This window comes from Bacillus sp. FSL P4-0290, assembly GCF_037975435.1.
GTDB classification, from domain to species: domain Bacteria; phylum Bacillota; class Bacilli; order Bacillales; family Bacillaceae; genus Bacillus; species Bacillus subtilis.
The window spans coordinates 555,423-581,091 of the sequence record NZ_CP150253.1; the positions used below are offsets into that span (position 1 = coordinate 555,423).

29 protein-coding genes and 1 pseudogene are annotated in these 25,669 nt (G+C 40.3%); 16 read left to right on the plus strand and 14 right to left on the minus strand.

What is annotated here, in order from left to right; all coding sequences use genetic code 11:
* The first annotated feature begins 113 nt into the window (after positions 1 to 113).
* A complete protein-coding gene (locus tag MKY10_RS02890) occupies positions 114 to 986 on the plus strand; it encodes a YitT family protein (protein WP_014478959.1) in 873 nt (290 codons plus the stop codon).
* 148 nt (positions 987 to 1,134) lie between these two features.
* On the opposite strand, the gene MKY10_RS02895 is transcribed toward MKY10_RS02890, so the two are convergent.
* Positions 1,135 to 1,521 carry a winged helix-turn-helix transcriptional regulator gene (locus MKY10_RS02895; RefSeq protein ID WP_003242640.1) on the minus strand — a complete coding sequence of 129 codons (387 nt, stop codon included), beginning with the start codon at positions 1,519 to 1,521 and terminating at the stop codon, positions 1,135 to 1,137.
* Between the two features lie 110 nt (positions 1,522 to 1,631).
* Between MKY10_RS02895 and MKY10_RS02900 the strand changes: the two genes are divergently transcribed.
* Positions 1,632 to 2,225: an NAD(P)H-dependent oxidoreductase gene (locus MKY10_RS02900; RefSeq protein ID WP_015252732.1), complete on the plus strand. Its 594-nt coding sequence runs from the start codon at positions 1,632 to 1,634 to the stop codon at positions 2,223 to 2,225.
* Between the two features lie 143 nt (positions 2,226 to 2,368).
* On the opposite strand, the gene MKY10_RS02905 is transcribed toward MKY10_RS02900, so the two are convergent.
* Positions 2,369 to 3,556 carry an MFS transporter gene (locus MKY10_RS02905; protein ID WP_015252731.1) on the minus strand — a complete coding sequence of 396 codons (1,188 nt, stop codon included), beginning with the start codon at positions 3,554 to 3,556 and terminating at the stop codon, positions 2,369 to 2,371.
* A 206-nt stretch (positions 3,557 to 3,762) separates the two neighbouring features.
* On the opposite strand from MKY10_RS02905, the gene MKY10_RS02910 reads away from it, so the two are divergent.
* The 5 genes and pseudogenes from MKY10_RS02910 to MKY10_RS02930 all read left to right on the plus strand — a co-directional run bounded on the left by MKY10_RS02910 (position 3,763) and on the right by MKY10_RS02930 (position 7,917).
* On the plus strand, positions 3,763 to 4,359 hold the full coding sequence (locus MKY10_RS02910; protein ID WP_015252730.1) for a TetR/AcrR family transcriptional regulator: 597 nt from the start codon (positions 3,763 to 3,765) through the stop codon (positions 4,357 to 4,359).
* 618 nt (positions 4,360 to 4,977) lie between these two features.
* Positions 4,978 to 5,313 carry a metal-responsive transcriptional regulator AseR gene (gene aseR / locus MKY10_RS02915; protein WP_015252729.1) on the plus strand — a complete coding sequence of 112 codons (336 nt, stop codon included), beginning with the start codon at positions 4,978 to 4,980 and terminating at the stop codon, positions 5,311 to 5,313.
* A 12-nt stretch (positions 5,314 to 5,325) separates the two neighbouring features.
* The gene (locus MKY10_RS02920; RefSeq protein ID WP_015252728.1) at positions 5,326 to 6,633 is read left to right on the plus strand and encodes an arsenical efflux pump membrane protein ArsB; all 1,308 of its coding nucleotides are present in this window, start codon (positions 5,326 to 5,328) and stop codon (positions 6,631 to 6,633) included.
* 58 nt (positions 6,634 to 6,691) lie between these two features.
* A pseudogene (locus MKY10_RS02925) lies at positions 6,692 to 6,938 on the plus strand (hypothetical protein).
* 193 nt (positions 6,939 to 7,131) lie between these two features.
* On the plus strand, positions 7,132 to 7,917 hold the full coding sequence (locus tag MKY10_RS02930) for a GNAT family N-acetyltransferase (protein WP_015252727.1): 786 nt from the start codon (positions 7,132 to 7,134) through the stop codon (positions 7,915 to 7,917).
* Positions 7,918 to 7,973: 56 nt separating this feature from the next.
* On the opposite strand, the gene MKY10_RS02935 is transcribed toward MKY10_RS02930, so the two are convergent.
* Positions 7,974 to 8,894: an EamA family transporter gene (locus MKY10_RS02935; RefSeq protein ID WP_044052625.1), complete on the minus strand. Its 921-nt coding sequence runs from the start codon at positions 8,892 to 8,894 to the stop codon at positions 7,974 to 7,976.
* 132 nt (positions 8,895 to 9,026) lie between these two features.
* Between MKY10_RS02935 and MKY10_RS02940 the strand changes: the two genes are divergently transcribed.
* Entirely contained in the window at positions 9,027 to 10,475 is a 1,449-nt protein-coding gene (locus MKY10_RS02940) for a PLP-dependent aminotransferase family protein (protein WP_015252725.1), read from the plus strand.
* Between the two features lie 117 nt (positions 10,476 to 10,592).
* On the opposite strand, the gene MKY10_RS02945 is transcribed toward MKY10_RS02940, so the two are convergent.
* On the minus strand, positions 10,593 to 11,216 hold the full coding sequence (locus tag MKY10_RS02945) for a flavin reductase family protein (protein WP_015252724.1): 624 nt from the start codon (positions 11,214 to 11,216) through the stop codon (positions 10,593 to 10,595).
* 88 nt (positions 11,217 to 11,304) lie between these two features.
* Between MKY10_RS02945 and MKY10_RS02950 the strand changes: the two genes are divergently transcribed.
* Positions 11,305 to 11,985, plus strand: a complete 681-nt coding sequence (locus tag MKY10_RS02950) for a winged helix-turn-helix domain-containing protein (protein WP_003244115.1) — start codon at positions 11,305 to 11,307, stop codon at positions 11,983 to 11,985.
* A gap of 79 nt (positions 11,986 to 12,064) precedes the next feature.
* Here the strand turns inward: MKY10_RS02950 and MKY10_RS02955 are convergent, their stop codons facing one another.
* The 3 genes from MKY10_RS02955 to MKY10_RS02965 all read right to left on the minus strand — a co-directional run bounded on the left by MKY10_RS02955 (position 12,065) and on the right by MKY10_RS02965 (position 12,913).
* Positions 12,065 to 12,508 (minus strand): carboxymuconolactone decarboxylase family protein, encoded by a 444-nt coding sequence (locus MKY10_RS02955; protein ID WP_015252723.1) that lies wholly within the window; start codon positions 12,506 to 12,508, stop codon positions 12,065 to 12,067.
* An 85-nt stretch (positions 12,509 to 12,593) separates the two neighbouring features.
* Positions 12,594 to 12,773, minus strand: a complete 180-nt coding sequence (locus MKY10_RS02960; protein ID WP_080019537.1) for a hypothetical protein — start codon at positions 12,771 to 12,773, stop codon at positions 12,594 to 12,596.
* A complete protein-coding gene (locus tag MKY10_RS02965; RefSeq protein WP_014478971.1) occupies positions 12,770 to 12,913 on the minus strand; it encodes a hypothetical protein in 144 nt (47 codons plus the stop codon). Before MKY10_RS02965 ends, MKY10_RS02960 begins: the two co-directional genes overlap by 4 nt.
* 267 nt (positions 12,914 to 13,180) lie before the next feature.
* Here MKY10_RS02965 and ydfH point away from each other — a divergent pair, with 267 nt between their 5' ends.
* The 3 genes from ydfH to MKY10_RS02980 all read left to right on the plus strand — a co-directional run bounded on the left by ydfH (position 13,181) and on the right by MKY10_RS02980 (position 17,328).
* Positions 13,181 to 14,404, plus strand: a complete 1,224-nt coding sequence (ydfH, locus tag MKY10_RS02970; protein ID WP_015252722.1) for a two-component system sensor histidine kinase YdfH — start codon at positions 13,181 to 13,183, stop codon at positions 14,402 to 14,404.
* Positions 14,397 to 15,038 (plus strand): two-component system response regulator YdfI, encoded by a 642-nt coding sequence (gene ydfI / locus MKY10_RS02975; RefSeq protein WP_003244318.1) that lies wholly within the window; start codon positions 14,397 to 14,399, stop codon positions 15,036 to 15,038. Before ydfH ends, ydfI begins: the two co-directional genes overlap by 8 nt.
* Positions 15,039 to 15,153: 115 nt before the next feature.
* Positions 15,154 to 17,328: an MMPL family transporter gene (locus MKY10_RS02980; RefSeq protein WP_015252721.1), complete on the plus strand. Its 2,175-nt coding sequence runs from the start codon at positions 15,154 to 15,156 to the stop codon at positions 17,326 to 17,328.
* A 412-nt stretch (positions 17,329 to 17,740) separates the two neighbouring features.
* Here the strand turns inward: MKY10_RS02980 and MKY10_RS02985 are convergent, their stop codons facing one another.
* From MKY10_RS02985 to mneP, 4 genes are all read right to left on the minus strand, one after another.
* Positions 17,741 to 18,643, minus strand: coding sequence for a carboxylesterase (locus MKY10_RS02985; protein ID WP_015252720.1), 903 nt, complete (start codon positions 18,641 to 18,643; stop codon positions 17,741 to 17,743).
* A 202-nt stretch (positions 18,644 to 18,845) separates the two neighbouring features.
* Complete coding sequence (locus MKY10_RS02990) at positions 18,846 to 19,535, minus strand: DUF554 domain-containing protein (protein ID WP_015252719.1); 690 nt, start codon at positions 19,533 to 19,535, stop codon at positions 18,846 to 18,848.
* Between the two features lie 89 nt (positions 19,536 to 19,624).
* The gene (locus MKY10_RS02995) at positions 19,625 to 20,437 is read right to left on the minus strand and encodes a MerR family transcriptional regulator (RefSeq protein ID WP_015252718.1); all 813 of its coding nucleotides are present in this window, start codon (positions 20,435 to 20,437) and stop codon (positions 19,625 to 19,627) included.
* A 111-nt stretch (positions 20,438 to 20,548) separates the two neighbouring features.
* Positions 20,549 to 21,442 carry a manganese transporter MneP gene (mneP, locus tag MKY10_RS03000; protein ID WP_015252717.1) on the minus strand — a complete coding sequence of 298 codons (894 nt, stop codon included), beginning with the start codon at positions 21,440 to 21,442 and terminating at the stop codon, positions 20,549 to 20,551.
* A 476-nt stretch (positions 21,443 to 21,918) separates the two neighbouring features.
* On the opposite strand from mneP, the gene MKY10_RS03005 reads away from it, so the two are divergent.
* The 4 genes from MKY10_RS03005 (at position 21,919) to MKY10_RS03020 (ending at position 24,505) form a co-directional block, all read left to right on the plus strand.
* Positions 21,919 to 22,539, plus strand: coding sequence for a nitroreductase family protein (locus MKY10_RS03005; protein WP_029725829.1), 621 nt, complete (start codon positions 21,919 to 21,921; stop codon positions 22,537 to 22,539).
* Positions 22,540 to 22,554: 15 nt separating this feature from the next.
* Positions 22,555 to 23,493, plus strand: coding sequence for a ring-cleaving dioxygenase (locus tag MKY10_RS03010; RefSeq protein WP_029725830.1), 939 nt, complete (start codon positions 22,555 to 22,557; stop codon positions 23,491 to 23,493).
* 98 nt (positions 23,494 to 23,591) lie between these two features.
* Positions 23,592 to 23,981, plus strand: a complete 390-nt coding sequence (locus tag MKY10_RS03015; RefSeq protein WP_003234169.1) for a DoxX family protein — start codon at positions 23,592 to 23,594, stop codon at positions 23,979 to 23,981.
* 185 nt (positions 23,982 to 24,166) lie between these two features.
* Positions 24,167 to 24,505, plus strand: coding sequence for a thioredoxin family protein (locus MKY10_RS03020; RefSeq protein WP_048654932.1), 339 nt, complete (start codon positions 24,167 to 24,169; stop codon positions 24,503 to 24,505).
* A gap of 39 nt (positions 24,506 to 24,544) precedes the next feature.
* Here MKY10_RS03020 and MKY10_RS03025 read toward each other — a convergent pair whose 3' ends face one another.
* The 3 genes from MKY10_RS03025 to MKY10_RS03035 all read right to left on the minus strand — a co-directional run bounded on the left by MKY10_RS03025 (position 24,545) and on the right by MKY10_RS03035 (position 25,545).
* Positions 24,545 to 24,781, minus strand: coding sequence for a spore germination protein (locus MKY10_RS03025; RefSeq protein WP_003244342.1), 237 nt, complete (start codon positions 24,779 to 24,781; stop codon positions 24,545 to 24,547).
* Positions 24,782 to 24,987: 206 nt separating this feature from the next.
* Positions 24,988 to 25,281, minus strand: coding sequence for a hypothetical protein (locus MKY10_RS03030; RefSeq protein ID WP_009969672.1), 294 nt, complete (start codon positions 25,279 to 25,281; stop codon positions 24,988 to 24,990).
* Positions 25,282 to 25,314: 33 nt separating this feature from the next.
* Positions 25,315 to 25,545 carry a spore germination protein gene (locus tag MKY10_RS03035; protein ID WP_017695984.1) on the minus strand — a complete coding sequence of 77 codons (231 nt, stop codon included), beginning with the start codon at positions 25,543 to 25,545 and terminating at the stop codon, positions 25,315 to 25,317.
* Positions 25,546 to 25,669: the final 124 nt, after the last annotated feature.

Here is a 25,669-nt window from a genome sequence, read left to right on the forward strand (position 1 = left end):
AGAGGGTTACCTTACTGTTAATTACTTTATTTAAAAAAACGCATGTTTTTAGCTGAAAATATCTATTATGGTATATTTAAATATAACGAAATATTTGAGAAATGAGGAATGGTATGAATACAACCAAAAAACATAAGAAATTTAAAGCGAAAATGATTTTCCAAATCATCATGGTTATCATTGGAGGAATCATAGCGGCGTATGGACTAGAAACAGTGCTCATTCCAAACAGTGTATCTGATGGAGGGGTGACGGGTCTTAGCATCGTTGGTTCACAGCTATTCAACTTGCCGCTAGGGATTTTGATTGCTGTGATCAACATTCCATTTGTCTGGTTAGGATATAAGCAAATTGGGAAAAGCTTTGCATTATTATCAATTATCGGAATCGTATCGCTTGCCGCGGGGACAAGCTTTTTCCACCACACACCCGCAATTATAGAAGGAGATACCCTTTTAATTACCGTTGTCGGCGGGATTATCCTTGGATTTGGAATGGGGCTGGCGCTGCGTAATGGCGGCGCATTAGATGGTATTGACATGCTTGCTGTGCTGCTATCCCGAAAACTGCCATTCGGAACGAGCGATCTCATTCTATTCTTAAACCTATTTGTGTTTATTTTTGTTTCCACAGTATTTGGCTTACAAGGGGCATTGCTTTCAGTCATTGCTTACTACATTGCATCCAAAGTGATTCATGTTGTGGAGGAAGGCTTAAGCGGCTCTAAAACCTTTCAAATTATTACAACCCAACCTGAATTAATGGTAGAGACAATACGTGATCAATTAGGCCGAAGCGCCACATATAAAGAAGCTTACGGGGGTTTTTCCCACGAGAAATTTAAAGAAATCACATGTGTCATCAACCGTTTAGAAGAAACCAAACTAAAGGAAATTATTAATGATATTGATAAATCCGCCTTTGTCACCGTATATGACGTAGCTGAAGTGAAGGGCAGCAATTTTAGAAGTCTTAATCATCATTAAAAAATAGAATGACCTTTTTAACGGTAACTGACATATCGCCGGTAAATGTAATCAAAAACACTTTTTGAGGGCTTGTGGGTGTCACCGGTGAAGGTCTGAATCACAGAAATACCAAGGGCGTCAAAACCCTTGGTATTTTTTCTGGTTATTAGATTTTATCTTCAGCTTTACGTGCTGCTTCGAGCTTATCAATCCTGTCTTTATATTTTTCTCCCCAGTCCTTCATGTGCAGGATAACAGGTTCTAATGTTCTTCCAAACTCAGTTAAAGAGTATTCGACTTTTGGAGGGACCTGTTTATAAACCTCGCGGTGAATCACGCCATCCCGTTCCAATTCTCTTAATTGTAGCGTGAGCATACGCTGGGTAATTTTTGGGTATAGTTTTCGAAACTCATTAAACCTCTTTTTACCGTCAATGAGATGATAAAGAAGAATGCCTTTCCACTTACCTCCGATGATATCTAATGTTGTCTCCACCGGACATCCTTCAAAGTCATCAGAAGAATAATCAATGCCGAGTTTACGATTTCTCAAGCTGTTCACTCCTAATAGTATACTTTTTGATACTATATACATTCAATGTGCGTACTTTTTATATTTTAATATACATCATATAATGATGTCACATCTAAGGAATGAAAGGAATGGATCATATGAAAACACTCGTACTCGTTGTACATCCGAATATAGAATCCTCTCGTATCAATAAAAAGTGGAAAGAAGCCGTTTTAAGTGAACCAGATGTAACTGTCCATGATCTTTATGAAAAATATCGCGATCAACCAATTGATGTGGAATTTGAACAACAGCAGCTCCTGGCCCATGACCGTATCGTTTTTCAGTTTCCATTATACTGGTACAGCAGCCCACCGCTTTTAAAACAGTGGTTTGATGAAGTGTTTACGTTTGGCTGGGCTCATGGTCCCGGCGGAAATAAATTGAAGGGGAAAGAGTGGGTAACTGCCATGTCCATCGGTTCACCTGAACACTCTTATCAAGCCGGCGGATATAACTTGTTTTCGATAAGCGAGCTGACAAAACCGTTCCAAGCATCTGCCCATTTAGTAGGCATGACCTATCTGCCTTCCTTTGCCGAATATCGCGCCAATACAATCAGTGACCAAGAAATTGCCGAAAGTGCGAATCGGTATGTAAAGCATATTACAAATATAGAATTAAACCCGAAGGTTCGCCTGCAAAGGTATTTGAAACAGCTGGAGGGTGTCGATTTAACATAAAGATTGATTTTGGAAAATCCTGTACTCACCAAGCAGGATTTTTTCTTGTTCAACAGAGGGATTTTAACATATAGCAAAAAAAGAAGAAGCCACCAAAAATAAGCTATTTGCTTGGTCCTGACTGCTTATTTTTGGTGAAATACTTATTTCTCTGTGATGAAATAAAGCAAAGCGATGACCGGAAAAGCGATTCCAATCCATAATGCTGTACTCCATCCGCCTGAGGCATATGCCCATCCTCCAATTGATGACCCTATCGCACCGCCTAGAAAGAAGATCGCCATGAATAATCCGTTTAATCGACTGCGAATTTCAGGCGCCAACGAAAAAATAGCACGTTGACTGAGCACAAGGTTTGCAGATACACCCATATCTAACAGAATAGCTGCGGCCACTAGAACTGTTATACCGACGGGGGAGCTGCTCTGAATCATGAGCGGCATTAATAAAGAGACAACGACAACAACGAGAGCGATTCCAGTGGCAAGCCTGGTTAAGCCTCGATCAGCCAGCCGGCCGCCTATTGGTGCAGCGACTGCACCCGCAATGCCCACCAATGCGTAGAGTGCTATTGCCTTCTGAGAAAAATGAAAATCAGGACCCGACAATAATAAAGGAACGGTAGTCCAGAACAAGCTGAAAGCTCCAAATACAAACGCATGATAGATGGCACGGCGGCGTAAGACTGGAGTCGTGCGCAGCAGTTTCCACATTGAACCGAGTAAGGCAGTATAGTTTGTATTTGCTGTTGGTTTTCTGGCAGGAAGCACTTTTGATAATACGATGGCCAGGATAACACTTACCACGGCGGACAAAGCGAATATTGCATTCCACCCCCAGATATCAGCGACTAGACTAGATATCGGACGGGAAAGCATAATACCGAGTAATAAGCCGCTCATGACATTGCCAACAACCCGGCCGCGTGCAGCGTCTGATGCAAGGTATGATGCAAATGGAACAAGCACTTGGGCTGCGATTGACCCCAATCCGACGAAAAACGCAGCTGCTAAAAACAGTGTTCCATGCTTCACAAATGCTGTTAGTGTCAAAGCCGCTGCGCTTAGAAGGAGCGATGCAACGACAAGTTTTTTGTTTTCGATAATATCTCCTAAAGGGACAAGGAATAGTAAGCCGGCAACGTATCCGATTTGGGTGAGTGTGACGATCAATCCAGCACTGCCTGGAGAAAGTCCAATTGCCTTACTAATTAATCCGACCAAGGGTTGTGCATAGTAAAGATTAGCAACAATGATACCGCATGCTGTTGCGAGAAGAAGGGTTAAACTGGGTGAGATCCTCTGACCTGCTTGTTTGTTTCCATTAGCCATAAGAATGAACTCCTTTTTAAGTGGTTTTTTGAGTGTAATCATGACTTCTCAACACAAGTGATTTTATAAACTGAACGTTCAGTTTCGTTGATTAAGGAAAATAATATACTAAACGTTCAGTTTTGTAAATGGGTTTCTGTTTTCTTTTTTTATTCAGATTAAGTATACTGAACGTATAGTTTATATTGCGGGAAGGAATGATTCATGTGCAGAGTAAACGAGGGCGGCCGCGTGATGAAGGAACGCATAAGGCGATTCTCTCTGCAGCCTATGGCCTATTGCTGGAAAAAGGCTTCGATGCGGTGACAGTCGATAAAATTGCCGAGCGTGCGAAAGTGAGTAAAGCAACGATTTATAAATGGTGGTCTAACAAAGCTGCCGTTATCATGGACAGCTTTCTTTCGACAGCGACGGACAGGCTGCCTGTGCCTGATACAGGGTCGTCAGTACAAGATATAGTAACCCACGCCACGAATTTAGCTAGGTTTTTGACAAGCCGGGAAGGAACCGTTATTAAGGAATTAATAGGGGCAGGGCAGTTGGATGAAAAATTGGCAGAAGAATATCGCACGCGATTTTTCCAGCCTCGCCGCCTCCAAGCGAAAGGCCTTCTAGAAAAGGGAATTCAGAAAGGTGAATTGAGAGAGAATCTTGATATTGAAGTAAGCATAGATCTCATTTACGGACCAATTTTCTATCGTCTGCTTATAACAGGGGATGAGGTGAATGATTCCTATGTGCATGATTTGGTGAGGAATGCGTTTAAGGGAGTTCAAGCTACCTCTGCTACAGAGAGTATGTAGCTGATAAGAACTGCAAAAGCTACGGATTATATGACAAATTGGTTCCATCGTACGTGAAATAAAAGATTTTTGTTGCTGAGCGGAATCATCGAGGGAAAAGTTCTCTTATCGGATGTCGAAAAAGAAGTCATTCAATCGTGAATACATATTATTACATTTCCTTTTCATCGATTGGAACAAGGGTTCTATACTTCAATGGAATATCGCAAAGTTGGAGTATTTAAAGAACAGGGGAAAACGATGGCCATTATGTAGGTGTCATGGCAATGGAAAAATACTTGCAATGTAAACAGGCCTCTAAAGAGACCTGTTTTTTAATATCCAGATGATTGTCTAGTTTCAGCTTGGGCTCTATGACCACTCCCATAACTGAAATAGTCTAATATTTATACCGGAATATTTGATGTTCCAAATATAAGGGATTGTTTATATAAATAAAAGTTTATATAATGACGGGGGCGCTAAGGAAACGCGGGGAGCGACTCAGGTTTTCGTTTCAAAGTTTTGATCCTTAAGATATACGGAGCGCTACATATGGAAACGTAAAGGGGAATGTATAATCATTTGGCGTGTATATAACGATTTGCTTATATATTGATTTAGGAAGGAGGAGCTCATATGACGATTGATGTTGCGGCGATGAGTCGTTGTTTGAAAACACTTAGTGATCAAACTAGGCTTATAATGATGAGATTATTTCTTGAAAAAGAATATTGTGTCTGTCAATTGGTTGATATGTTCGAAATGAGCCAGCCCGCCATAAGCCAGCATTTGCGGAAATTAAAAAACGCAGGTTTTGTGAATGAGGACAGAAGAGGCCAATGGCGTTATTATTCAATAAATGGTTCCTGTCCTGAGTTTGATACATTGCAATTGATCTTACATCAAATTGATCAGGAGGATGAATTGTTAAACCATATCAAACAAAAGAAAACTCAAGCGTGTTGCCAGTAAGGAGGCATTAGATTGACATCAATGATTTTGGCAGTATTCATCTTTTTATTAACTCTAGTATTGGTCATATGGCAGCCGAAAAATTTATCTATAGGGTGGTCAGCCTGTGGAGGCGCAGTTTTAGCTCTAATAGCAGGTGTTGTCAATTTTCATGATGTGTTAACTGTGACAGGGATTGTTTGGAATGCGACATTGGCTTTTGTGGCCATCATACTGATATCGTTAATTCTTGATAATATCGGTTTCTTTGAATGGGCAGCGCTTCATATGGCTAAGGCTGCAAAAGGATACGGTGTGCGGATGTTCGTTTATGTATCTCTATTAGGAGCTATTGTCGCCGCGTTATTTGCAAATGACGGTGCAGCTCTTATATTGACACCAATCGTATTAGCGATGGTCAGAGCATTACATTTTAATGAAAAATTAGTTTTTCCTTTTATCATTGCCAGCGGATTTATTGCGGATACCACTTCGCTTCCTTTAGTAGTGAGCAATTTGGTCAACATTGTTTCAGCGGACTATTTTCATATTACGTTTATTGATTATGCATCCAGAATGGTTGTCCCGTACCTGTTTTCGCTGCTGGCGAGCATCATTGTACTTTACCTTTTCTTTAGAAAAAGCATACCAAAACGCTATGATCTGACTGAGGTTAAAAAACCTGTTGAAGCAATTAAAGATCAAAACATGTTCAGACTGTCATGGTATATCTTAGGGCTGCTGTTAATTGGATATTTTGCAAGTGAATTTTTTTCTATCCCTGTATCAGTGGTAGCGGGCAGCATTGCAATCATTTTCTTAATCGCTGCGCAAAAGAGTCCGGCCGTCCATACAAAGAAAGTGGTGAAAGAGGCGCCATGGGCTATCGTATTCTTTTCAATTGGCATGTACGTTGTTGTGTATGGTGTCCGAAATGCCGGATTAACGGATGTCCTTTCAGATGTGATTCAAGCCGCAGCTGATCAAGGATTGTTTGCTGGGACAATTGGAATGGGCTTTATTGCGGCGATCCTTTCTTCCATTATGAATAACTTGCCGACTGTTATGATTGACGCATTGGCGATTGCCGGTACAGATACACATGGGATGATGAGAGAAGCGCTTATTTATGCAAATGTGATCGGTTCAGATTTAGGGCCTAAAATAACACCGATTGGTTCCTTGGCGACATTATTATGGCTTCATGTTCTTTCGCACAAAGGTATGAAGATTTCCTGGGGCACGTATTTTAAAACAGGAATTATCCTCACGATACCCACTTTATTGATCACACTTGTCGGCCTGTATATTTGGCTGCTGATAATCCATTCTTGTTTCTAAAAGGACAAGGTCACTATATCAAGGAAAACAATGCACTGGTAACTCTTGCCGCAGCCAAATGGCTGAAGGGTGGGGGAGAAAATATCTTGGGGACAAGTGGAATGAGTATAGCGCTGAAATCGAATGTCATGGATGACATCTGAAAGCTGTCAAAGCTATGAAAGAAGCAGGGATTGATATTTCAAATCAAACATCGGATAAATTTGATGATCCGGCAAAAGCACACGGAACAGAAGAAGTGTTTCCAAAGGGTCCGTGATGAAATTGGTGACCGTTTAAAACAGTTTGCTGTAACTGGGGAATAAAGAATCGATATATTCAGCGTTTCCTTGGGTTATATAATGCAATGTGTTGTTCAACAGGTGTCTGCGAGCTGAGTGCAGACACCTGTTTTTGTTTTTATTTGTCTGAGATTCGTAACAGGGAAGTTATTTAGCTGGTGACAGAGGAAAATTGATTTGTGAACAGAATCATGAAGGAGACGGTGTTTTAAAGGAGTTGTCTGTTTTGCAGGAATTAACAAAAGAAAAATACAGTAGCTTAAAAACAATGTTTGATGACAAATATTGTCCCACATTTGTCTATTCAATATTAGACCAAACCATTCCGGGAGCTGTTTATGCAGATGATCAAACCTTTCCTAAATCGTTTTTTATAGGAACTGAATCAGGCATTTATTTTATTGCGGGAGACCAAGGGAATCGGGATTTTCATGATTTCATTGCAGGATATTATGAAGAACAAGTGAAATCATCAAAACGATTTACCTTGTTTTCTTCCAGTGATACATGGGATAGCGTAATGAAACCCATACTGAAAGATGACTTGAACCAAATGAGAAGAGCTGCATTTTCTTATCAACCAAAATCTTTCAAAAAGACTTTGCAACTGCCAAAGGGTCTTGTATTGAAAAGAATAGACGAAGACATCATTTCACACAGCACAGCGTTTAACAGCGCGTATTATGAGGAGTATTGGGATTCTGTCTCACAGTTTGCTTCAAAAGGTTTTGGATTTGCCGTATTACATGGCAATCATGTAGTAAGTGAGTGTACTTCTATATTTTTAGGGCATAATCGAGCGGAAGTGGATATCTATACACTTGAGGAATATAGAGGACTGGGGTTAGCTTATTGCGTAGCAAATAGGTTTATAGCGTTTTGTATTGAAAATGGGATTGTTCCTAGCTGGGATTGTGATATCTGCAACAATTCGTCCATTGCATTAGCAGCTAAACTAGGGTTTAAGACGGTAACGGAATACACTATTTACTACACTGGCTAACCTTAATGAAAGAACCTTAAAAGGAGATACCAACCGATGTTGGTATCTTTTTTGTTTTAGAGTTTTTTAATCCTTTTAACAGAAAAATGGGTGATGAAAATCTTATTCATTTTATTTACTTTTAGGTAGGTAAAACATACCCCGCCAACTGTAACCACTCCGCCTAGCAGAGAGAGCAGTGTGGGTATTTCGCCGATCCAGATCCAAGATATGATCAAGGCTAAAGCCGGTGTAACATAAAGTGAAAGGGTTGCTTCTGAAGCACCGACGAGTGAAGTGACATATGCAAGGGCAAAGTATGGTACAACTGTTGGCAATAAACCTAAATAAACAATCGACAATGTAGCGTTCAAAGGTGCGTCTATCACCTCCGAGCCTAAGCCAGGCAAAAAAATAAGCATAGGTACTGTTCCGCCCCAAATTGTAAATGTAACAAATGGAATAAAACCATATTTTTTTATATAGCGGGCTTGAAAAACGAAATAAATACTCTCCGAAAATGCTGCCAGCAGGATGACCAAGATACCGCTCATTGAATATGTAAAGTCTCCCGCCCCAAATGCAATCAATAATACACCCAATAAACTGATCATAGAGCCAAGCCATTTCGTAAATCCAAAATGCTCTTTATAAAACAGGCGGGATAGCATGGCTGAGAAGATCGGTGCCGTAGTAACGAGTAAGCTTGCAACTCCGGCACTAACTGTTTTTTCACCGATGTTCAGCAAAATGTGATAGAATGCAAATCCTAAAAACCCTAAAAGAAAAATGGCAGGAATGTCTTTCAAGTCGGGTAGGCGCATCTGAGTCAAAACAGCAAAAAGCAATAATGCCATAGAGCCGATTAACAAACGAAATAAAGCAAGGTGTTCTGGCGTGTACCCTTCAAGTCCTGCGCGAATTCCCGGAAAAGCAGATGCCCATAAACCAATCATGAGACTATGAGATATAATTATTTGAACTGTTTTCTTTCGCATTCCTCTCACTCCTCTTTACAAAAACCAACCAGTTATTTAATGTGTTTCTATACTAATAAAGATTTGATGATATGGCTTCAACCAGTTCAATAGATTTTGACCCAACCAATTTATTTTAAGGAGACCGATTCTATGAGCTTTCCAGAAGAAAAAAAGATGAAAAAGCTCCCTAAGTACAGACAAATCGTTCATTTTATTAAAGAGAAAATAGGAAATGGAGAGTGGCCGATTGGAAGCAAGATTCCAAGCCAGCGCACGCTTGCAAAAGATTTTCAGGTAAATCGGAGCACAGTGATTACAGCGTTAGAGGAATTGATGGCCGATGGGCTAATAGAAGGCACAATGGGGAAAGGCACAGTTGTTATCAACAACACATGGACACTGATGGCTAAGAATTCTGCTCCCGATTGGGATCAATATGTCACCTCTGGCATTCAGATGCCAAGCCGAAAAATCGTTCAAGAGATAAATCAATCAGAATCAAATACAGACCTTATACAGCTCAGTAAAGGTGAACTTTCAGCTGAGATTTTTCCTTTGGCTGTTATGAAAGAGATGATGGGGAAGGTATCTCAACACATGGAGGCATTCGGATATGAAGAACCAAAAGGTTACTTACCTTTGAGGGAGGCATTAAGCAACTATTTAAAAACCATTGGAATCAACGTCTCATCTTCTTCCATTCTGATTGTCTCAGGAGCGTTGCAAGCCTTGCAGCTGATATCAATGGGGCTGTTACAAAGAGGATCAACCGTTTATCTTGATCAGCCCTCCTACCTTTATTCATTACACGTATTTCAATCAGCTGGTATGAAGCTGACTGGACTTCCTATGGATAATGAAGGACTTTTGCCTGAAAATGTTCATTTAACAAGAGGAGAGCGGGGAAGGGCTATCTTATATACAAATCCATGTTTTCACAATCCGACTGGTATTCTTATGTCTAAAAAGCGACGGGAAGAAATCCTAGCAGTAAGTGAGAATACACAGCTTCCTATTATTGAAGATGACATTTATCGTGAGTTATGGATCGATGAAATTCCGCCATATCCTATTAAAACAATTGATAAAAATGGACACGTACTGTACATAGGAAGTTTATCGAAAACATTAAGCCCAGGTTTGAGGATTGGATGGATCGTCGGACCGGAACCGGTGATTGAACGTTTATCTGACATTAAAATGCAAACAGATTATGGATCCAGTTCGCTATCCCAGAGAGTAGCGGCAGAGTGGTTTACTTCCGGCCAATACCAGCAGCATGTAGAAAAGGTTAGGCAGCAATTAAAGGTGAGAAGAGAATTGGCCTTGAGTGCTTTAGAAACTCATTTGAAAGATGTGGCGACATGGAATATCCCAAAAGGAGGATTTTTTGTCTGGATAAAAATATTGCCTTCCATATCAATGAAATTACTTTATACTAAAGCCTTATCAAAAGGGATTCTGCTCAATCTCGGCAGTATCTATGCTCAGGAAAAAGGGAATTATATTCGCTTATCATATGCTTATGCATCTCTTGAAGACCTTCAAAAGGGGATTTATGAGTTGGGTTTAATGATAAAAGAATTGGCAAGCAGGTAACTTTTATATCCTTAAATGGATGTTTCACTAAAAAAGAGATCAAGCCTAATGATCGCTTGATCTGATAATAACAAGGGTTACTAGAATAGATCAAATCATGGTTCGGTCTTAAAATGATCATGTCTCTGAGCGAAAAGTCTTTCCGACTTCTCTTCCTAAACCAAAGTAATGTCTGAAATTATAGATAAGCGGGCTCCATTTGGAAGGGTTGATATGGTTTTCGTCTAGTATAATACTTTCCTCGGCATGAAAATGTAGTGCCTGCGTCTCTACAATTGCGAATGACGATTCATATTCTGGAAGCCGAATGTGTTTCACTTCGGCTTCTATTTGGATAGGGCATTCTTTGATTCGTGTTGGTGATACTGTTTTTGATTGTAAAGGCGTTAACCCTGCTGCCTCGTATTTTTCTTTTTTATATGTAAATCCGAGCTGCTTCTTTAAAGGCGGTATGCTTTTTTTTCCGCTATAAGATGAAATTCTTTCAACGTTTTCCCATAATTCCGGGCCAGGCAAGTTTATGACACACTCTTTGTGTCTTTCCAAATTGTCGATGGCTTTTCCTCCCAGTCCTACTCCAAGGATTATATAATGTCCAAGAGCCCAAGAAGAAGACATAGGACTAATATTAGTGGTTCCATCCTCATTCAATGTGGTTAGAAGAAATGTCGAGGTACCATAATACATGATCTTGGGTTTGATTTCCTTAAATCGACGAGTGTCTTGTTTTTTGATGTCCAACGTTTTTTCCTCCTTTCACGCTTACATTTATATTGTAAAGGATTAACATTTCAACTATCATCGAAATATGAATGTAAGGAGGAAAATCATGAATCCTAATATTGCAAAAATCTCTTCGTTGCTATCAGATCCCTCGCGTTCTTCCATTCTTCTCAGTCTGATGGATGGAAGGATACACCCTGCGGGAGAGCTTGCATATCTCGCTAACATTAAACCTCAAACTGCAAGTTTTCACCTGAATAAATTGCTTGAAGCAAAGCTGATTAGCGTAGAGAAGCATGGGAGACATCGGTATTACAGATTGGCTGACTCAGATGCTGCAAATGTGATCGAACAATTGCTTCATATTGCGCCTAAAGCAAAAGTCAAATCTTTAAAAGAGTCAAAAGAGAAAAAGGACTTGCATTTCGCCCGGACCTGTTATGATCATTTGGCAGGTTATGTGGGCGTGCAAATGGCACATTCACTAGTTGAGCAGGGGATGTTAAAAAAAGTTGATTTAAACTTTGAGGTGACTTCAGAGGGTGCTTTATTCTTTTCGAAGTTAGGCATCAATGAAGAGCAACAACGGAATAAGAGGAGAGCCTTTGCCCGCTGCTGTTTGGATTGGAGTGAACGGCAGCATCATATTGCAGGAGCATTAGGAAACGCCCTATTGGTGCGCATGTTAGAAGAAGAATGGATCGTTCGTATGCCTAAAACGAGAGCGATTAGGATTACACAAAGCGGGAAAATCGCGTTTGAAAAGCACCTAAACGTGAAGATTTAGGACTTTGAAGCGGAAACACCAGATGATGAGGCACGATATCTAGGAGGAGTAAGATTTGTTCTAATCTTACTCCTTCTTCTTATTTTGAAGCAGCTCGATTCCCCATTGCAATAGAGATGCGGTTCCAACTGTTTATTTGATTAATGATGAGAACAAGGTCAACATATTGTTTTTCATCATAATGTTCCCGCACCCGATGATATAGCTCATCAGGAACCCTTTTAGATGGAATGAGCGTGATGTGTTCAGATAGTTCGAGAGCCGCTTTCTCTTCAGGTGAGTAAAAATCACATTCATTCCAAGCATGTAAACAGTAAATTCGCTGTTCAGTTTCCCCCATTTTGCGGGCATCGGACGTATGCATATCTAAGCAGTAGGCACAGCCGTTCATTTGAGAGACTCTGATTTTGATTAGTTCTCTCGTCGTTCGGTTAATTGAGGATTGTTTCGTGTATTTCTCCATATCCATCATGATTTTCATACCTTCAGGTGCAATCTCATAGTAGGACACTCTTTGACTCATAAAGCAAGACTCCTTTCCATAGAATACCTAGATTGTATCCCGGTATTGATCATTTTACCAATGTGCGGTTTGAATGACAGCTGTTTCAGCGTCTTTTGGAAAGAAGCTTCTTTGAATAAAAATAAGGGTAGCCAGCAATGATGAGTGGAGCTGCTAATGCAAGCAGTATCCATGAGCCTGATTGGCTGTCTCTAGTGATTCTAATGAATATATAAGTACCGATCAGAAAATATAATAAAGCACCTAGAAACCAATACATGTTCAATCCTCTTTTTCCTTGCTTTTTGGTTGCGCATTTTTGTCTGTCATATGGCTTAATCGATCAGGGTTCTGATTTTTTAATACCTTTTCGGTCCGGATTCCTTTTCTCTTTAATGATAAAATTGTGAGATCAATCGATTTCAATGATGATCATTCCTTCAATGAATAGTAAGTTCCTTATGATTTTAAAGGTAAATTTGAAAAGATAAAACGTACATAGAGGCAGAACGTTCATGTACGTTTGGGCAATGATCACTTGTTGGAAACTCTAATGTTTCCCTGCACCTGATATTGTTGTGTTCCTTCTCTTCCTATAAAATGATTGGATACATGTATGTTTGCAAGTTGAAATATGGGTTCGATTTTCATGAGTCTCTATTCGGTGAAACAGGTAAAGGAAGTGGATAAGGTTTGCTTATAAGGAATCCTTTTAAAGATAAATATTACTCACATGATAGGCGGGCATTAAACATGCTTGCACTCAGAGTGCCGGGCCTGGCTTTTATTCTCATGATCTATATAGCCTCTATCGTGCTGCAATTTGTTTCTGGGGGCTGGTCCATTTTATTGCTTTATGCGTTTACCATATTAATCGCCATTTTTGCTTTGCTTCATTGGCACTCATATCGCTGGGTTAAGAAAAGGGTGGTTCTGTATTTTGTGATACAAGGTTTGATCACCTTTACACTTGCTAATCTCATGACTGGCTACCTTATGCTGGTCATCATTGGCCTTTATGCATTTTTGATTGGACAGATTTTAGGAATGGCAGACAGAAGAAGGACGATTCCCATTCTTTATCTATTGCTGCTGCTGGTCATAAATTCGGCGTATCACCTTCATAAAGGTGAAGTTTTGCATTTTATTGTTATTGCTGCGCCGATCATGATTGTCATCATCACTTATGCCGCAACATTTTTTGCCCAAGTCGATGAAAAAATAAAAGCTCAATTGACTCTTGAAAGGCTGGAGCTGGCTCATCAGCAGGTAGAACAGCTGACGCTGCAGAACGAAAGACAGCGGATGGCCCGAGACTTACACGATACGCTTGCTCAAGGTCTTGTCAGTTTAAATATGCAGCTGGATGCGATTCATGTTCATCTCGCCAAAGGCAACACAGAGAGAGCGAAGGAAATCATACAACAATCGATGAAAAGAGTGAAAAGCACATTAGCTGATGCACGTTCAGCTATTGACGATCTCCGCAGCAAATCAGAAGAAATCGGTGTTTTAAAAGAAAGAATTACCTCGCTAATGGATCATTTTATAGAGTCGACAGGCATGGCTTGTTTATTAGATTACAGATTGCATCAGGTGCTGGATGTGCGTACAGCTGAAAACTGTTATTACATCATTGGAGAATGCATGACGAATGCGGCAAAGCATGCTGAGGCGAAAACAATCTGGATATCCATTTGGGATGATGAAAAGGGAAGGCTCCATTTAACAGTTAAGGATAACGGCAAGGGATTTGATGTTGAAAAAGGAAAGAAAAAGAGAGGACATTATGGGCTTCTTGGCATACAAGAACGCGTCAGGGCAATAAATGGCCAATTCAATATCAAGAGTACAAAATTGAAAGGAACACAAATTGAGATCACTGTACCAATTCAGGGAGAGATGCAAGATGAATAAGGTTTTAATCGTTGATGACCATCTTGTCGTGAGGGAAGGTCTGAAGCTTTTAATTGAAACGAATGATCAATACACCATTATAGGAGAGGCGGAAAATGGAAAAGTCGCAGTCCGTCTTGCAGATGAATTAGAACCGGATATCATTCTGATGGATTTGTATATGCCGGAGATGAGCGGGTTAGAGGCCATTAAACAAATAAAAGAAAAACATGATACCCCCATCATTATTTTGACTACATATAATGAAGATCACTTAATGATCGAAGGGATTGAATTAGGAGCGAAAGGATATCTGTTAAAGGATACGAGTTCAGAAACCCTTTTTCACACAATGGATGCAGCGATCAGAGGAAATGTGCTATTGCAGCCTGATATCCTCAAACGTCTGCAAGAAATCCAATTTGAGCGGATGAAAAAGCAGCGCAATGAGACGCAGCTGACAGAAAAGGAAGTCATTGTTCTAAAAGCAATTGCTAAAGGTCTTAAAAGCAAAGCGATTGCCTTTGATTTGGGCGTCTCTGAGCGAACAGTAAAGTCTAGATTAACGTCCATTTACAATAAATTAGGCGCGAATTCAAGAACTGAGGCAGTAACGATTGCCATGCAAAAAGGTATTCTGACAATAGACAACTAAACTGCATATTTGAAAGTTGCCCAAACGTACATGCCCGAATGTACGTTTTTTTCATTTCATTGTCAACTACAATGAGAAAGAATGTGATCAAGCAATGCGTTGAAAGGAGATTATCATGTCAAAAATGTTATATACATTAGGAGGATGGGTTGCTCGCAATCGCATAAAAGCAATATGTGCGTGGATCGTTGTGTTAGTTGCTGCGATAGGCCTTGCAGTGACCTTGAAACCAAGTTTTTCTGAGGATATGTCCATACCTGACACACCTTCGGAAAAAGCGATGGATGTGATTCAAAAAGAATTTCCTCATGGTCCTGATAAAGGGAGCATACGGGTTATTTTCGGTGCTGGTGATGGGGAGAAACTTACTGGGAAGCCAGCAAAAAAAGCAATAGAAGATACGTTCAAAGAAATCAGTAAAGATGATTCTGTTGACTCGATTGCAAGTCCTTTTGTGACAGGGACAATCGCGAAAGATGGCACAGTTGCCTATGCTGATATCAAGTATAAATCATCAGCAGATGATATAAAGAATTACTCTATCAAACACTTAAAAGACATGTTGAAACTGGCTGATGATGAAGGATTGCAAACTGAGCTAAGCGGAGATGTACCGGGAGCCGAGATGGAGATAGGCGGTGTCTCTGAAATTGTCGGCATTATCTTGGCTTTTGTCGTTTTAGCCATTACATTCGGTTCTTTATTAATAGCAGGTTTGCCGATTTTAACTGCACTGATTGGTTTAGGTGTAAGTATTGGACTGGTTTTGATTGGGACACAAGTATTTGATATTGCTTCCGTCAGTCTTTCATTAGCCGGAATGATTGGCCTTGCTGTTGGTATTGATTATGCTTTATTTATTTTTACGAAACACCGCCAGTTTTTAGGCGAAGGCATACAAAAGAATGAATCAATTGCGAGAGCAGTGGGAACAGCGGGAAGCGCAGTCGTTTTTGCGGGACTTACTGTTATCGTTGCACTTTGCGGATTAACTGTCGTTAACATTCCTTTTATGTCTGCGATGGGGCTGACAGCAGGGCTTAGTGTACTGATGGCTGTTTTGGCTTCCATCACACTTGTGCCTGCGGTCTTATCGATTGCAGGGAAGCGGATGATTCCGAAATCAAACAAGAAAATAGAAAAACAAAGCACTGAAACAAATGTCTGGGGACGCTTTGTCACCAAAAATCCTATCATGCTAAGTGTATGCAGCATTCTGATTTTGATCGTCATTAGTATCCCATCTATGCATTTGGAACTGGGCTTGCCTGATGCTGGGATGAAAGCTAAGGATAATCCGGATCGCCGGGCATATGACTTGCTTGCCGAAGGCTTTGGAGAAGGATTTAATGGCCAATTAACAATCGTAGCGGATGCCACAAATGCTACAGAAAATAAGGCGGAGGCTTTCGCAGATGCAGTGAAAGAAATAAAGGGTTTAGACCATGTAGCAAGTGTCACCCCTGCAATGCCTAATAAAGAAGGGAACTTTGCCATCATTACGGTCGTTCCGGAAACAGGTCCAAATGATGTCACAACGAAAGATTTGGTACACGATGTACGCAGTTTGTCAGATAAAAACGGAGTAGATTTGCTTGTTACTGGATCGACTGCAGTGAATATTGACATTTCAGATCGCCTGAATGATGCGATACCGGTGTTTGCTGTACTTATTGTTGGCTTTGCGTTTGTATTGCTGACCATCGTTTTCCGTTCGCTGCTTGTGCCGCTTGTTGCTGTTGCAGGTTTCATGTTGACGATGACAGCCACTCTTGGAATCTGTGTATTTGTCTTGCAAGACGGGAATCTCATCGACTTTTTCAAAATACCTGAAAGAGGGCCGATACTCGCGTTCCTGCCGATTTTATCTATTGGGATTCTGTTCGGGTTAGCCATGGATTATCAAGTATTCCTTGTCAGCAGAATGCGTGAAGAATATGTAAAAACAAAGAATCCAGTACAAGCCATTCAGGCTGGATTAAAACACAGTGGTCCTGTTGTTACAGCAGCCGGCTTGATCATGATCTTCGTTTTTGCAGGATTTATCTTTGCAGGTGAAGCTTCTATTAAAGCCAACGGATTAGCACTTTCCTTTGGTGTGCTCTTTGATGCCTTTATTGTAAGAATGACACTGATTCCAAGTGTCATGAAGCTGATGGGGAATGCAGCTTGGTATTTGCCGAAATGGTTAGACAAGATTATTCTGAACGTGGATATAGAAGGGCATCAACTGACAAAGGAAATACAGCCAGAAATAGATCATGAACAAAAGAAACAAATCAGTGTGTAATAGAAAAAGCAGATCTTTTATGATCTGCTTCTTTGCTTATGGTAGTATTCAGAAGATGAAGTCGGCAGTTAAAAGGAGACACTTATGGCGCAATCACTCATTTTCGATATGGATGGAACTTTGTTTCATATTGGCAGAAGCTGCATCATACTAGCAGGCATCCAGGAGAAGTGATAAAGCATATCAAATGATTTTTTTGACGCTGCCTTCTCTCCATGATGCCTAGGTTCTTGATAATTCTAAGAATAAACCAACTGATCATATAAGAAACCTAAAGAAACAAACACACAAAACCAGCTGCGGGTTTTGTCCAAGAAAAATAGAGTCCATAAGAGGGACTCTATTTTTTGAAATGCCCGGCTAGAAGCATATTGCAGGACTTTATGAATGCAAATCACTATCTTATAAGCCCTTACCGTGAAATGCCTGTTTCTGCATTGAAAAAACGCATTACACGTTCATTTACGTAAGCGGGTTGTTCCATCGATAAAACATGTCCGGCATTTTTAATGACTTCCACCTCAATATCAGGAACGAATGAAGAGGCTCGGTGCAGGGCTGAGTGGGGATCATAGATGACTTCATGTTCACCAAGTAATAATAGGATAGGAACTCTTGCTGAACGTAATTCCTCATCGGTAAAAACATACGGAAATCCGTCGGCATTAGGATTTGGATTTCTTGATCCATCCTGCCACATTACCCCTGCCTGAAACTGCTTCACAAAAATCGGGTGCAGCACATTCTGATCATTCATCATCCAATTTAAGAATGTTTCAACTCCATTTGACGCTGTAAGGCCAAGAGCGTATTTGTAGAAATCGTGATGAAATGGCAAAAACGTTTCTGCCGGACTCAGTATAGCTGCGCTTTTTACTCTCTCAGGCATACGTAAAAGGAAATTCATCGTATGGAGACCGCCAAGCGAAAGTCCGATCATGTGGGACTTTTCGATCCCCAGATTGTCAAACACATCAAGAAGCCAATTGGCGTAATCCGTTCTTGTACCGCTTACATTCTCAGGAATACTCTTGTTTTTATCACCTATGATATCAACTGCATAAGTTCTGTATTTACTGCTCCAATCGGCGATGTTGGGATACCACATCGTCGAGCTGAATAATGCTCCGTGGAGTAATACAAGCGGCGGGGCATCCTCTGGGCCGCTTGCAATCACATGTGTTTGACCAAAACGAGTAGATATATAGAATGATTTACAACGGACCGGCCAAAGACTAAGGCTTTCATTATAAGTTTGATAATAGCGGATACCGTTGTCACTTAATTCGGGAATACTAGATGAATGGTTTGACATACAAATGCCCCTCCCAACATTGTTTAAATGAATGTGCCGTTTCGTGATGGGGAATCTGATTTTGATATAACAGACTTTATTTACAATATAATACAGTTGTTGTTAGACGTCAAATCCAAGATGAAAAGGAAATAAAACGATTGGAACAGATTATTGAAAATCAATATAACAGAATATTAACCTCCTTTGTGGAGCCGCTTCATTAAAACCGCAATCCAAATGCATGAATCACAAAAATCACAACAGGAGGGATCAAGAGGGAAGGCAGCAAATTCAATGTTTTGAACTTCTTGATTCCAAGAATGCTTAGACCTGAACTGAGGATGAGTATGCCTCCCACAATTGTGATTTCATTAATAAGGTCTGTATTGATTGCGCTCTCCATTACTTTAGCAAATAAATAGATGGAGCCTTGCCAGGCAAATAATACAATGGCTGCAGCCGCTATTCCAAAACCAAAAGTTGAAGCGAGCACAATGGAGGTGATCCCATCTAACATCCCGTTTGTCAGGAGGTATGTATAATCTCCATGCAAAGCGGCTTCAACAGGGCCCAATATTGACAGCGAACCTATACAAAATAATAAGACCGCAGTAGATAAGCCCTCTGCTAAATTACTTTTAGAAAATTTGTTCACCAGCTTGTTGAATCGTAATTCTAAATTGATGATCTGGCCTAGCAAACCTCCAATGGCTAAACTCACGATGAATAGAATGGGATATTTACTATCAGGCAAATGCTGTGTAATGGCGTTGATCCCCAGCGCGACTGCAGCGAATCCCATTGCCTGCATCAAAATATCCTGGTATTCATCTTTAATGCCTTTTTTGAATATCCCCCCGATTATGCTTCCTGCAATGATCATCACTGTGTTAAAAATCGTTCCAAACATAAGCTTTCTCCTCCAAAAATCATTCCTGCATAAAAAATAAACCCTCTAGTTAGTAGAGAGTCAAGGGAGATCAAAACATATTCATGAGATTATTTGATGGGCAGCAGGATTTCAGTCACGTAATTATCTAGGTTATTCGTAATGCCATAATCAATGAGTGTGATTTCAATTGAGTCCCCTGCTACCTCATAATGATGTTCTTTCATATATGCCAGTAATGTTTTGTAGTATGGTTCGGCTTCGAGGTGTGACCCTCTAAACCTAATTTGCAGATATTCTCTTGAAGGAAAGATGATTTCTGAAGAAGTTTTTTCATTTTCATCTTCAAGAATCATAAATATACTGGAATATTTGTCAAACTGTTTTGCTTTCACATTTGCTGCTGATATGGATAAACCGATCTTGCCTATGAATATATCTTCGTTCACATTCAGGTGGGTTCTCAATTCAGCTAACGAATGTTCGATATCATGGCCGAGAACATATTCATGCTGCAAGTAAGCCACACGCATTGCGGGAAGTTTGATTTTTGTAATTTGATATAACGGCATGTTAACGGCATCTTCTATATGTGTGATGCGTCGGGAGATCTTTCGTTCAATGCGTTCCAATTCTTTCTTTTTGCGATCAATTTCAGCCTGCTGGCTTTTTAGTAAATGAAGAAGAGTGTTTGTATTTTGAGAGTTATAAAAATCAAGAAGCTTATTGATTGGCAGGCCTAGGGCCCTCAAATACTTGATGGTATCAAGCCGCTCAAACTGTTGGGTAGAATAATATCTATAGTTCGTTTGCTCATCTTTATATTCCGGTTTCAAAAGGCCGATTTCATCATAATACCGAAGAGCAGAGATTTTCACATTGAATAACTTTGACACTTCTCCAATCGAAAAAAATTCCTTCATTCTAACAACCTTTCTGTGCCTATGATTGATATACACACATTATATAGTACGGCGAGTTCTAAAGGTAAAGTTTGCATCATAAAGAAAAAGCTCCTTCTAAAAAGGAGCTTTTCACTCTTCGAAATAAGGATTTACATGGATGAGCACTTCTTCTACATCTGAAAACTGTCTTTTGATTTCATTTCGAATTTCGCGGGCAATATCGTGTCCCTGCTTAATTGTCAAATCATGATCCAAAGATAAACGGACATCAAGCAATTTATAGTGGCCATGTTCTCGCGCGCGGATTCTATCAATTCGTTTTACTTGATCACATTGAAAAATAACAGCTTTATATTCCTCTATCAGCTCGGGATCAACACTCTTTTCCATGAGCACATCAACAGACGGCCTGATTAATTCCATTGAAATCTTAAAAATGAGGTAAGCAACGATTGCACTGGCAATGGCATCGGCGTACAACAGATAGGACCATCCGCGGGTGTTTCCGATGATAGCCAACAGAACGCCGATAAAAGCGGCAAGAGAGGCAACGATATCGCCTTTATGATCGTACGCAATCGCTATAATCGCTTTGCTGTTCCATTTTTCCCCTTGCTTTATAGAATAACGATATAAGATTTCCTTAGCCACGTACGAAATCAGAGCCGCAAACAATGCGCTGTATTGGGGAACGCTTGGCCCTTTAACAAAGGACAGAATCGCTTCTATGAGGATATAAACGGATACGATCACTAAGATAATTCCTACAATCGCCTCACTAATGACTTCAGCTTTTCCGTGACCAAAAGGATGGTCTTGATCGGGCGGTTTATTGGAAATTCCGATCACTGCCAAGACTGCAATCGAAGCAACGACATCTGCCGCGGAATGTATTCCGTCTGCAAACACGGCTTCACTATCGCCTACCAGCCCAAAAAAGACCTTTCCTGCCATTAAGATCAGATTGGCGATCAATGCAATCAAAGCAACTTTTCTGCTTATTTGTTCTCTTTCACTTGCCATTTTTTCCTCCTATAAAACTGCACAAAAAAATAGGAGTGCTCTATATATGCTCTCCGTATCCTTTCCTGTGTAATCACTTTGCTTATCATACCAATTCAATTTCGAGTGGGTCTATAGCAACGTTGTTTCCTGTTTACTAATAAATAAGGTGACAGAAAAAAAGTTGGAGCTGTGCTAAAAAGGTCATACAGCAAACAAATGAGTTCTTATGTAACAACAGTGATGATTCGCTATTAAAATGCTGCCGTCAGTGAAAAATTTCCACCTGATTGTCAAAAACCTATTGACATGAGAAGATCTGTATTTTATTATTATCTCATATTAAAGATATCTTAATTCGAGATATTTGATTGAAAAGATCAGTGATCAAGCGTAACTGTAAGTGTTCACTCGTTGTCATTTCTTTTACACAATATTCAATATGGATTTTTTATAATATAATATCTCGAATTCGAGATAAAAGGGAGTGTATCATAATGGCTGAATTTATACAGTTAGTCAATGAAAGACGATCTGCAAGCAATTTTCTTTCAGGTCATCCAATCACAAAAGAAGACCTCAATGAAATGTTTGAATTGGTTGCATTGGCGCCATCGGCTTTTAATTTGCAGCATACAAAATATGTGACGGTTCTTGACCAGGACGTAAAAGAAAAGCTGAAGCAGGCCGCAAATGGACAATATAAAGTGGTTAGCTCTTCTGCGGTTCTCTTGGTATTAGGGGATAAGCAGGCATATCAACAAGCGTCTGATATCTATGAAGGTTTAAAGGTATTGGGGATATTAAATAAGCAAGAGTATGACCACATGGTACACGACACCGTTTCGTTTTATGAAAACAGGGGAGAACAATTTAAGAGAGATGAGGCGATAAGGAATGCTTCACTTTCTGCGATGATGTTTATGCTGAGTGCTAAGGAAAAAGGCTGGGATACCTGCCCGATGATCGGCTTTGATGCGGAAGCCGTAAAACGGATTTTGAACATAGACGACCAATTTGAGGTTGTCATGATGATTACGATTGGAAAAGAAAAAACAGAGAGCAGAAGACCGCGCGGCTACCGGAAGCCTGTGAATGAGTTTGTTGAGTATATGTAAAAGGAGCGGATAAAAATGGCGAAAAAAACGATGGGAATTCATCATATTACAGCGATTGTCGGTCACCCTCAAGAGAACACAGATTTCTACGCAGGAGTGCTTGGGCTTCGTTTGGTCAAGCAAACTGTCAATTTTGATGACCCAGGTACGTATCATCTTTATTTTGGGAATGAAGGCGGGAAGCCGGGAACAATCATTACCTTCTTTCCGTGGGCCGGAGCCCGCCAAGGCGTCATTGGAGACGGTCAAGTTGGCGTGACTTCGTATGTCGTGCCGAAAGGGGCTATGGCATTTTGGGAAAAGAGACTAGAAAAGTTCAACGTTCCCTACACCAAAATCGAGCGCTTTGGGGAACAATATGTAGAATTTGATGATCCTCATGGACTGCACTTAGAAATCGTGGAAAGAGAAGAAGGAGAGGCTAATACGTGGACTTTCGGAGATGTAACGCCCGATGTTGCCATTAAAGGTTTTGGGGGTGCAACCCTATTATCAGCGCAGCCTGACAAAACCGCTGACCTTTTAGAAAACATCATGGGGCTGGAGCGAGTCGGCAAAGAAGGAGACTTCGTTCGTTATCGTTCCGCCGGTGATATCGGAAATGTGATTGACCTTAAGTTAACGCCTATTGGCCGCGGGCAAATGGGGGCCGGAACGGTGCATCACATCGCTTGGCGGGCTAACGATGATGAAGATCAGTTAGATTGGCAAAGATATATTGCTTCCCACGGATATGGTGTAACTCCTGTTCGGGATAGAAACTACTTTAATGCCATTTACTTCAGGGAACACGGGGAAATCCTGTTTGAAATCGCAACTGATCCCCCGGGCTTTGCACATGATGAAACACAGGAAACAATGGGCGAAAAACTGATGCTGCCTGTGCAATATGAACCGCATCGCACACAAATTGAACAAGAGCTGCTGCCGTTTGAAGTAAGAGAGTTAGATTGATTTGACACATAAAAAATAAAGAAACATATATTCAATTGATGATTGCTGGATACCGTCAGCAAAGAATCAGATAAAATCAAAGATGAGGAGAGATACAAATGGAAGATGCAGGACTGTTGCTTATTCGTATAATGATTGGTGTGGTGTTTTTGTTTTATGGCACACAAAAATTATTCGGCTGGTTTGGCGGATACGGGATTAAAGGAACCGGACAATGGTTCGAATCAATTGGGGTGAAACCAGGAAACGTTGCGGCCGCTCTATCAGGTCTTGGGGAGTTAGTAAGCGGAATTCTATTTATTTTAGGCGTATTCCTCCCGCTTGGAGCTGCTATCATAACGATCATCATGTTAGGTGCTATCGTAAAAGTCCATGGAGCGAAAGGTTTTGCGAATGGCGCCGGAGGTTTTGAATATAACCTGGTGCTCATTGCAGTTTCCATAGGGGTTGCACTCATCGGTTCAGGAGCTTACGCTTTGCATTTTTAATACGAAAGTATGTAAGAACAGTTGCTGCTTGTCGGTAACTGTTCTTTTATTTTGACATTTTCGGCAAGCTTGCAGGTACTCTGCAAAGCAAAAAAGCGGATATCATAAATATAAATCTGTATAGTGAATGATACGTATTGATGAGCTTGGTCATGAAAAACAGACCTATTTGAAGGAGTAAATGGATGAAAAAGATGACAGAATTACATTCATTAGTTTCTATAGAAAACTTTATCAAACAGCACAAATTCAGTTTTATTTATATATCAAGGCCTGCCTGTTCAGTATGTCACGCAGTTCTGCCCCAGATCAGAATAGTATTGGATCAGTTTCCAAACATCAAATTGGGGCATATCAATGCTGACGATGTAGCAGAGGTCGCCGGCAGATTTTCAGTTTTCACCGTTCCTGTGCTTCTTTTGTTCATTGATGGGACTGAGTTTCTAAGAGAAGCCCGTTTTGTTCATTTTGAACAGCTTGAACAAAAGCTGAAAAGGGTTTATCGATTATATGAAGGCGAATAAAGGAATAAGGCAAAAAAAGAACTCAAATGAGTTCTTTTTTTATTCTTCACTAGGCGAAGAAGGGTTATCAACCTGCCCTTGATCACTTGTATCATTATCACAACTTGCTGAAATAATAATTGAATGAGAAGGAGAGTAATCTCCTAATGTGAAATTCACTCCGTAATTTTTGCTGTTCGCAGTATGGCTGTTTTGCAAGTTTTGTCCGATATCTGTATTGGCGTTTTGTGTCATTCCATTTATCGTGAGATTTGAGATGTTGATTTGAGATCGCATGCTTCAAAAACTCCTTTCACTCAGAAGTAGCCGTCATAGAGGACGCTGACAGTCTATTTACTTCTATGATATTGCGTTTTTATATCATTGCATCAACATAATGGTAAAAATAATAGCGAGTGAATGAGCATCTCTTTTGAAGATGATCAACCTATCAGCAGAAATAAAGCCGCCTGATAAAGAGGCGGCAGATCGTTATATGTCATCTATGAATTTGATGTATCGTTTTTCGTTTGCCTGAAGGATAAGATGGTCGTTTTTAATGATGAGTAGGAGCCTATAGCAGCGTAGCCATAAAACCAGCCCATAAATACGCCAGAAAAGAGGCTGTGTCGATGGCTTATGAAAACAGAAATGACAAGGCCTGTTATTAAGGCAACTGACGGTACAAAAGTTTTGGGGATTTTCAATAATATTTTGAGGATTTGGGTTATCAATATGATGATTGGAACAGCTATCACAGCATCCCAAAAGTTCGTGTGAATAATTGGAAAAGCCATACGGCACCTCATGAAGTGTTTATTTCTTAATTTTTACGCTAAAAGCTTGGAAAGCAGCTCTTGGATCGCATATGTTACATTTTGGGATTGATTGGCGGAGCTTGTTTGGCTTAAAGTATTGGATTCAAAAACCAAACCTGTATTACTCCCACCGGAACCCTCTGTTGTTTTAGACACAGAGAACGGGCTGATGGAAACTGCAAATCCGTTATTAAAAACGCTGTTCCCGGATATCGAATGAATATAAACTGGGAATTTCATCATTCATCTCTCCTCTCTGTTATGACCTGTTTATACAATATGGTGTGTGAGCAGCAGTTGCTTAAACAAAACGGCAAAAACTTTCAATAAGAGACAAAAACCTGCAAAATGCCACAAGCGCCTTTTG

Bases quoted from the DNA above. Each gene is read 5' to 3' on its own strand.
- MKY10_RS02890 (WP_014478959.1), top strand. From the start codon at position 114: ATGAATACAACCAAAAAACATAAGAAATTTAAAGCGAAAATGATTTTC.
- MKY10_RS02900 (WP_015252732.1), top strand. From the start codon at position 1,632: ATGGATCATATGAAAACACTCGTACTCGTTGTACATCCGAATATAGAA.
- MKY10_RS02905 (WP_015252731.1), bottom strand. From the start codon at position 3,556: ATGGCTAATGGAAACAAACAAGCAGGTCAGAGGATCTCACCCAGTTTA.
- aseR (WP_015252729.1), top strand. From the start codon at position 4,978: ATGACGATTGATGTTGCGGCGATGAGTCGTTGTTTGAAAACACTTAGT.
- MKY10_RS02935 (WP_044052625.1), bottom strand. From the start codon at position 8,894: ATGCGAAAGAAAACAGTTCAAATAATTATATCTCATAGTCTCATGATT.
- MKY10_RS02940 (WP_015252725.1), top strand. From the start codon at position 9,027: ATGAGCTTTCCAGAAGAAAAAAAGATGAAAAAGCTCCCTAAGTACAGA.
- MKY10_RS02950 (WP_003244115.1), top strand. From the start codon at position 11,305: ATGAATCCTAATATTGCAAAAATCTCTTCGTTGCTATCAGATCCCTCG.
- MKY10_RS02955 (WP_015252723.1), bottom strand. From the start codon at position 12,508: ATGAGTCAAAGAGTGTCCTACTATGAGATTGCACCTGAAGGTATGAAA.
- ydfI (WP_003244318.1), top strand. From the start codon at position 14,397: ATGAATAAGGTTTTAATCGTTGATGACCATCTTGTCGTGAGGGAAGGT.
- MKY10_RS02980 (WP_015252721.1), top strand. From the start codon at position 15,154: ATGTCAAAAATGTTATATACATTAGGAGGATGGGTTGCTCGCAATCGC.
- MKY10_RS02985 (WP_015252720.1), bottom strand. From the start codon at position 18,643: ATGTCAAACCATTCATCTAGTATTCCCGAATTAAGTGACAACGGTATC.
- MKY10_RS02990 (WP_015252719.1), bottom strand. From the start codon at position 19,535: ATGTTTGGAACGATTTTTAACACAGTGATGATCATTGCAGGAAGCATA.
- MKY10_RS02995 (WP_015252718.1), bottom strand. From the start codon at position 20,437: ATGAAGGAATTTTTTTCGATTGGAGAAGTGTCAAAGTTATTCAATGTG.
- mneP (WP_015252717.1), bottom strand. From the start codon at position 21,442: ATGGCAAGTGAAAGAGAACAAATAAGCAGAAAAGTTGCTTTGATTGCA.
- MKY10_RS03005 (WP_029725829.1), top strand. From the start codon at position 21,919: ATGGCTGAATTTATACAGTTAGTCAATGAAAGACGATCTGCAAGCAAT.
- MKY10_RS03010 (WP_029725830.1), top strand. From the start codon at position 22,555: ATGGCGAAAAAAACGATGGGAATTCATCATATTACAGCGATTGTCGGT.
- MKY10_RS03015 (WP_003234169.1), top strand. From the start codon at position 23,592: ATGGAAGATGCAGGACTGTTGCTTATTCGTATAATGATTGGTGTGGTG.
- MKY10_RS03020 (WP_048654932.1), top strand. From the start codon at position 24,167: ATGAAAAAGATGACAGAATTACATTCATTAGTTTCTATAGAAAACTTT.
- MKY10_RS03025 (WP_003244342.1), bottom strand. From the start codon at position 24,781: ATGCGATCTCAAATCAACATCTCAAATCTCACGATAAATGGAATGACA.
- MKY10_RS03030 (WP_009969672.1), bottom strand. From the start codon at position 25,281: ATGGCTTTTCCAATTATTCACACGAACTTTTGGGATGCTGTGATAGCT.
- MKY10_RS03035 (WP_017695984.1), bottom strand. From the start codon at position 25,545: ATGATGAAATTCCCAGTTTATATTCATTCGATATCCGGGAACAGCGTT.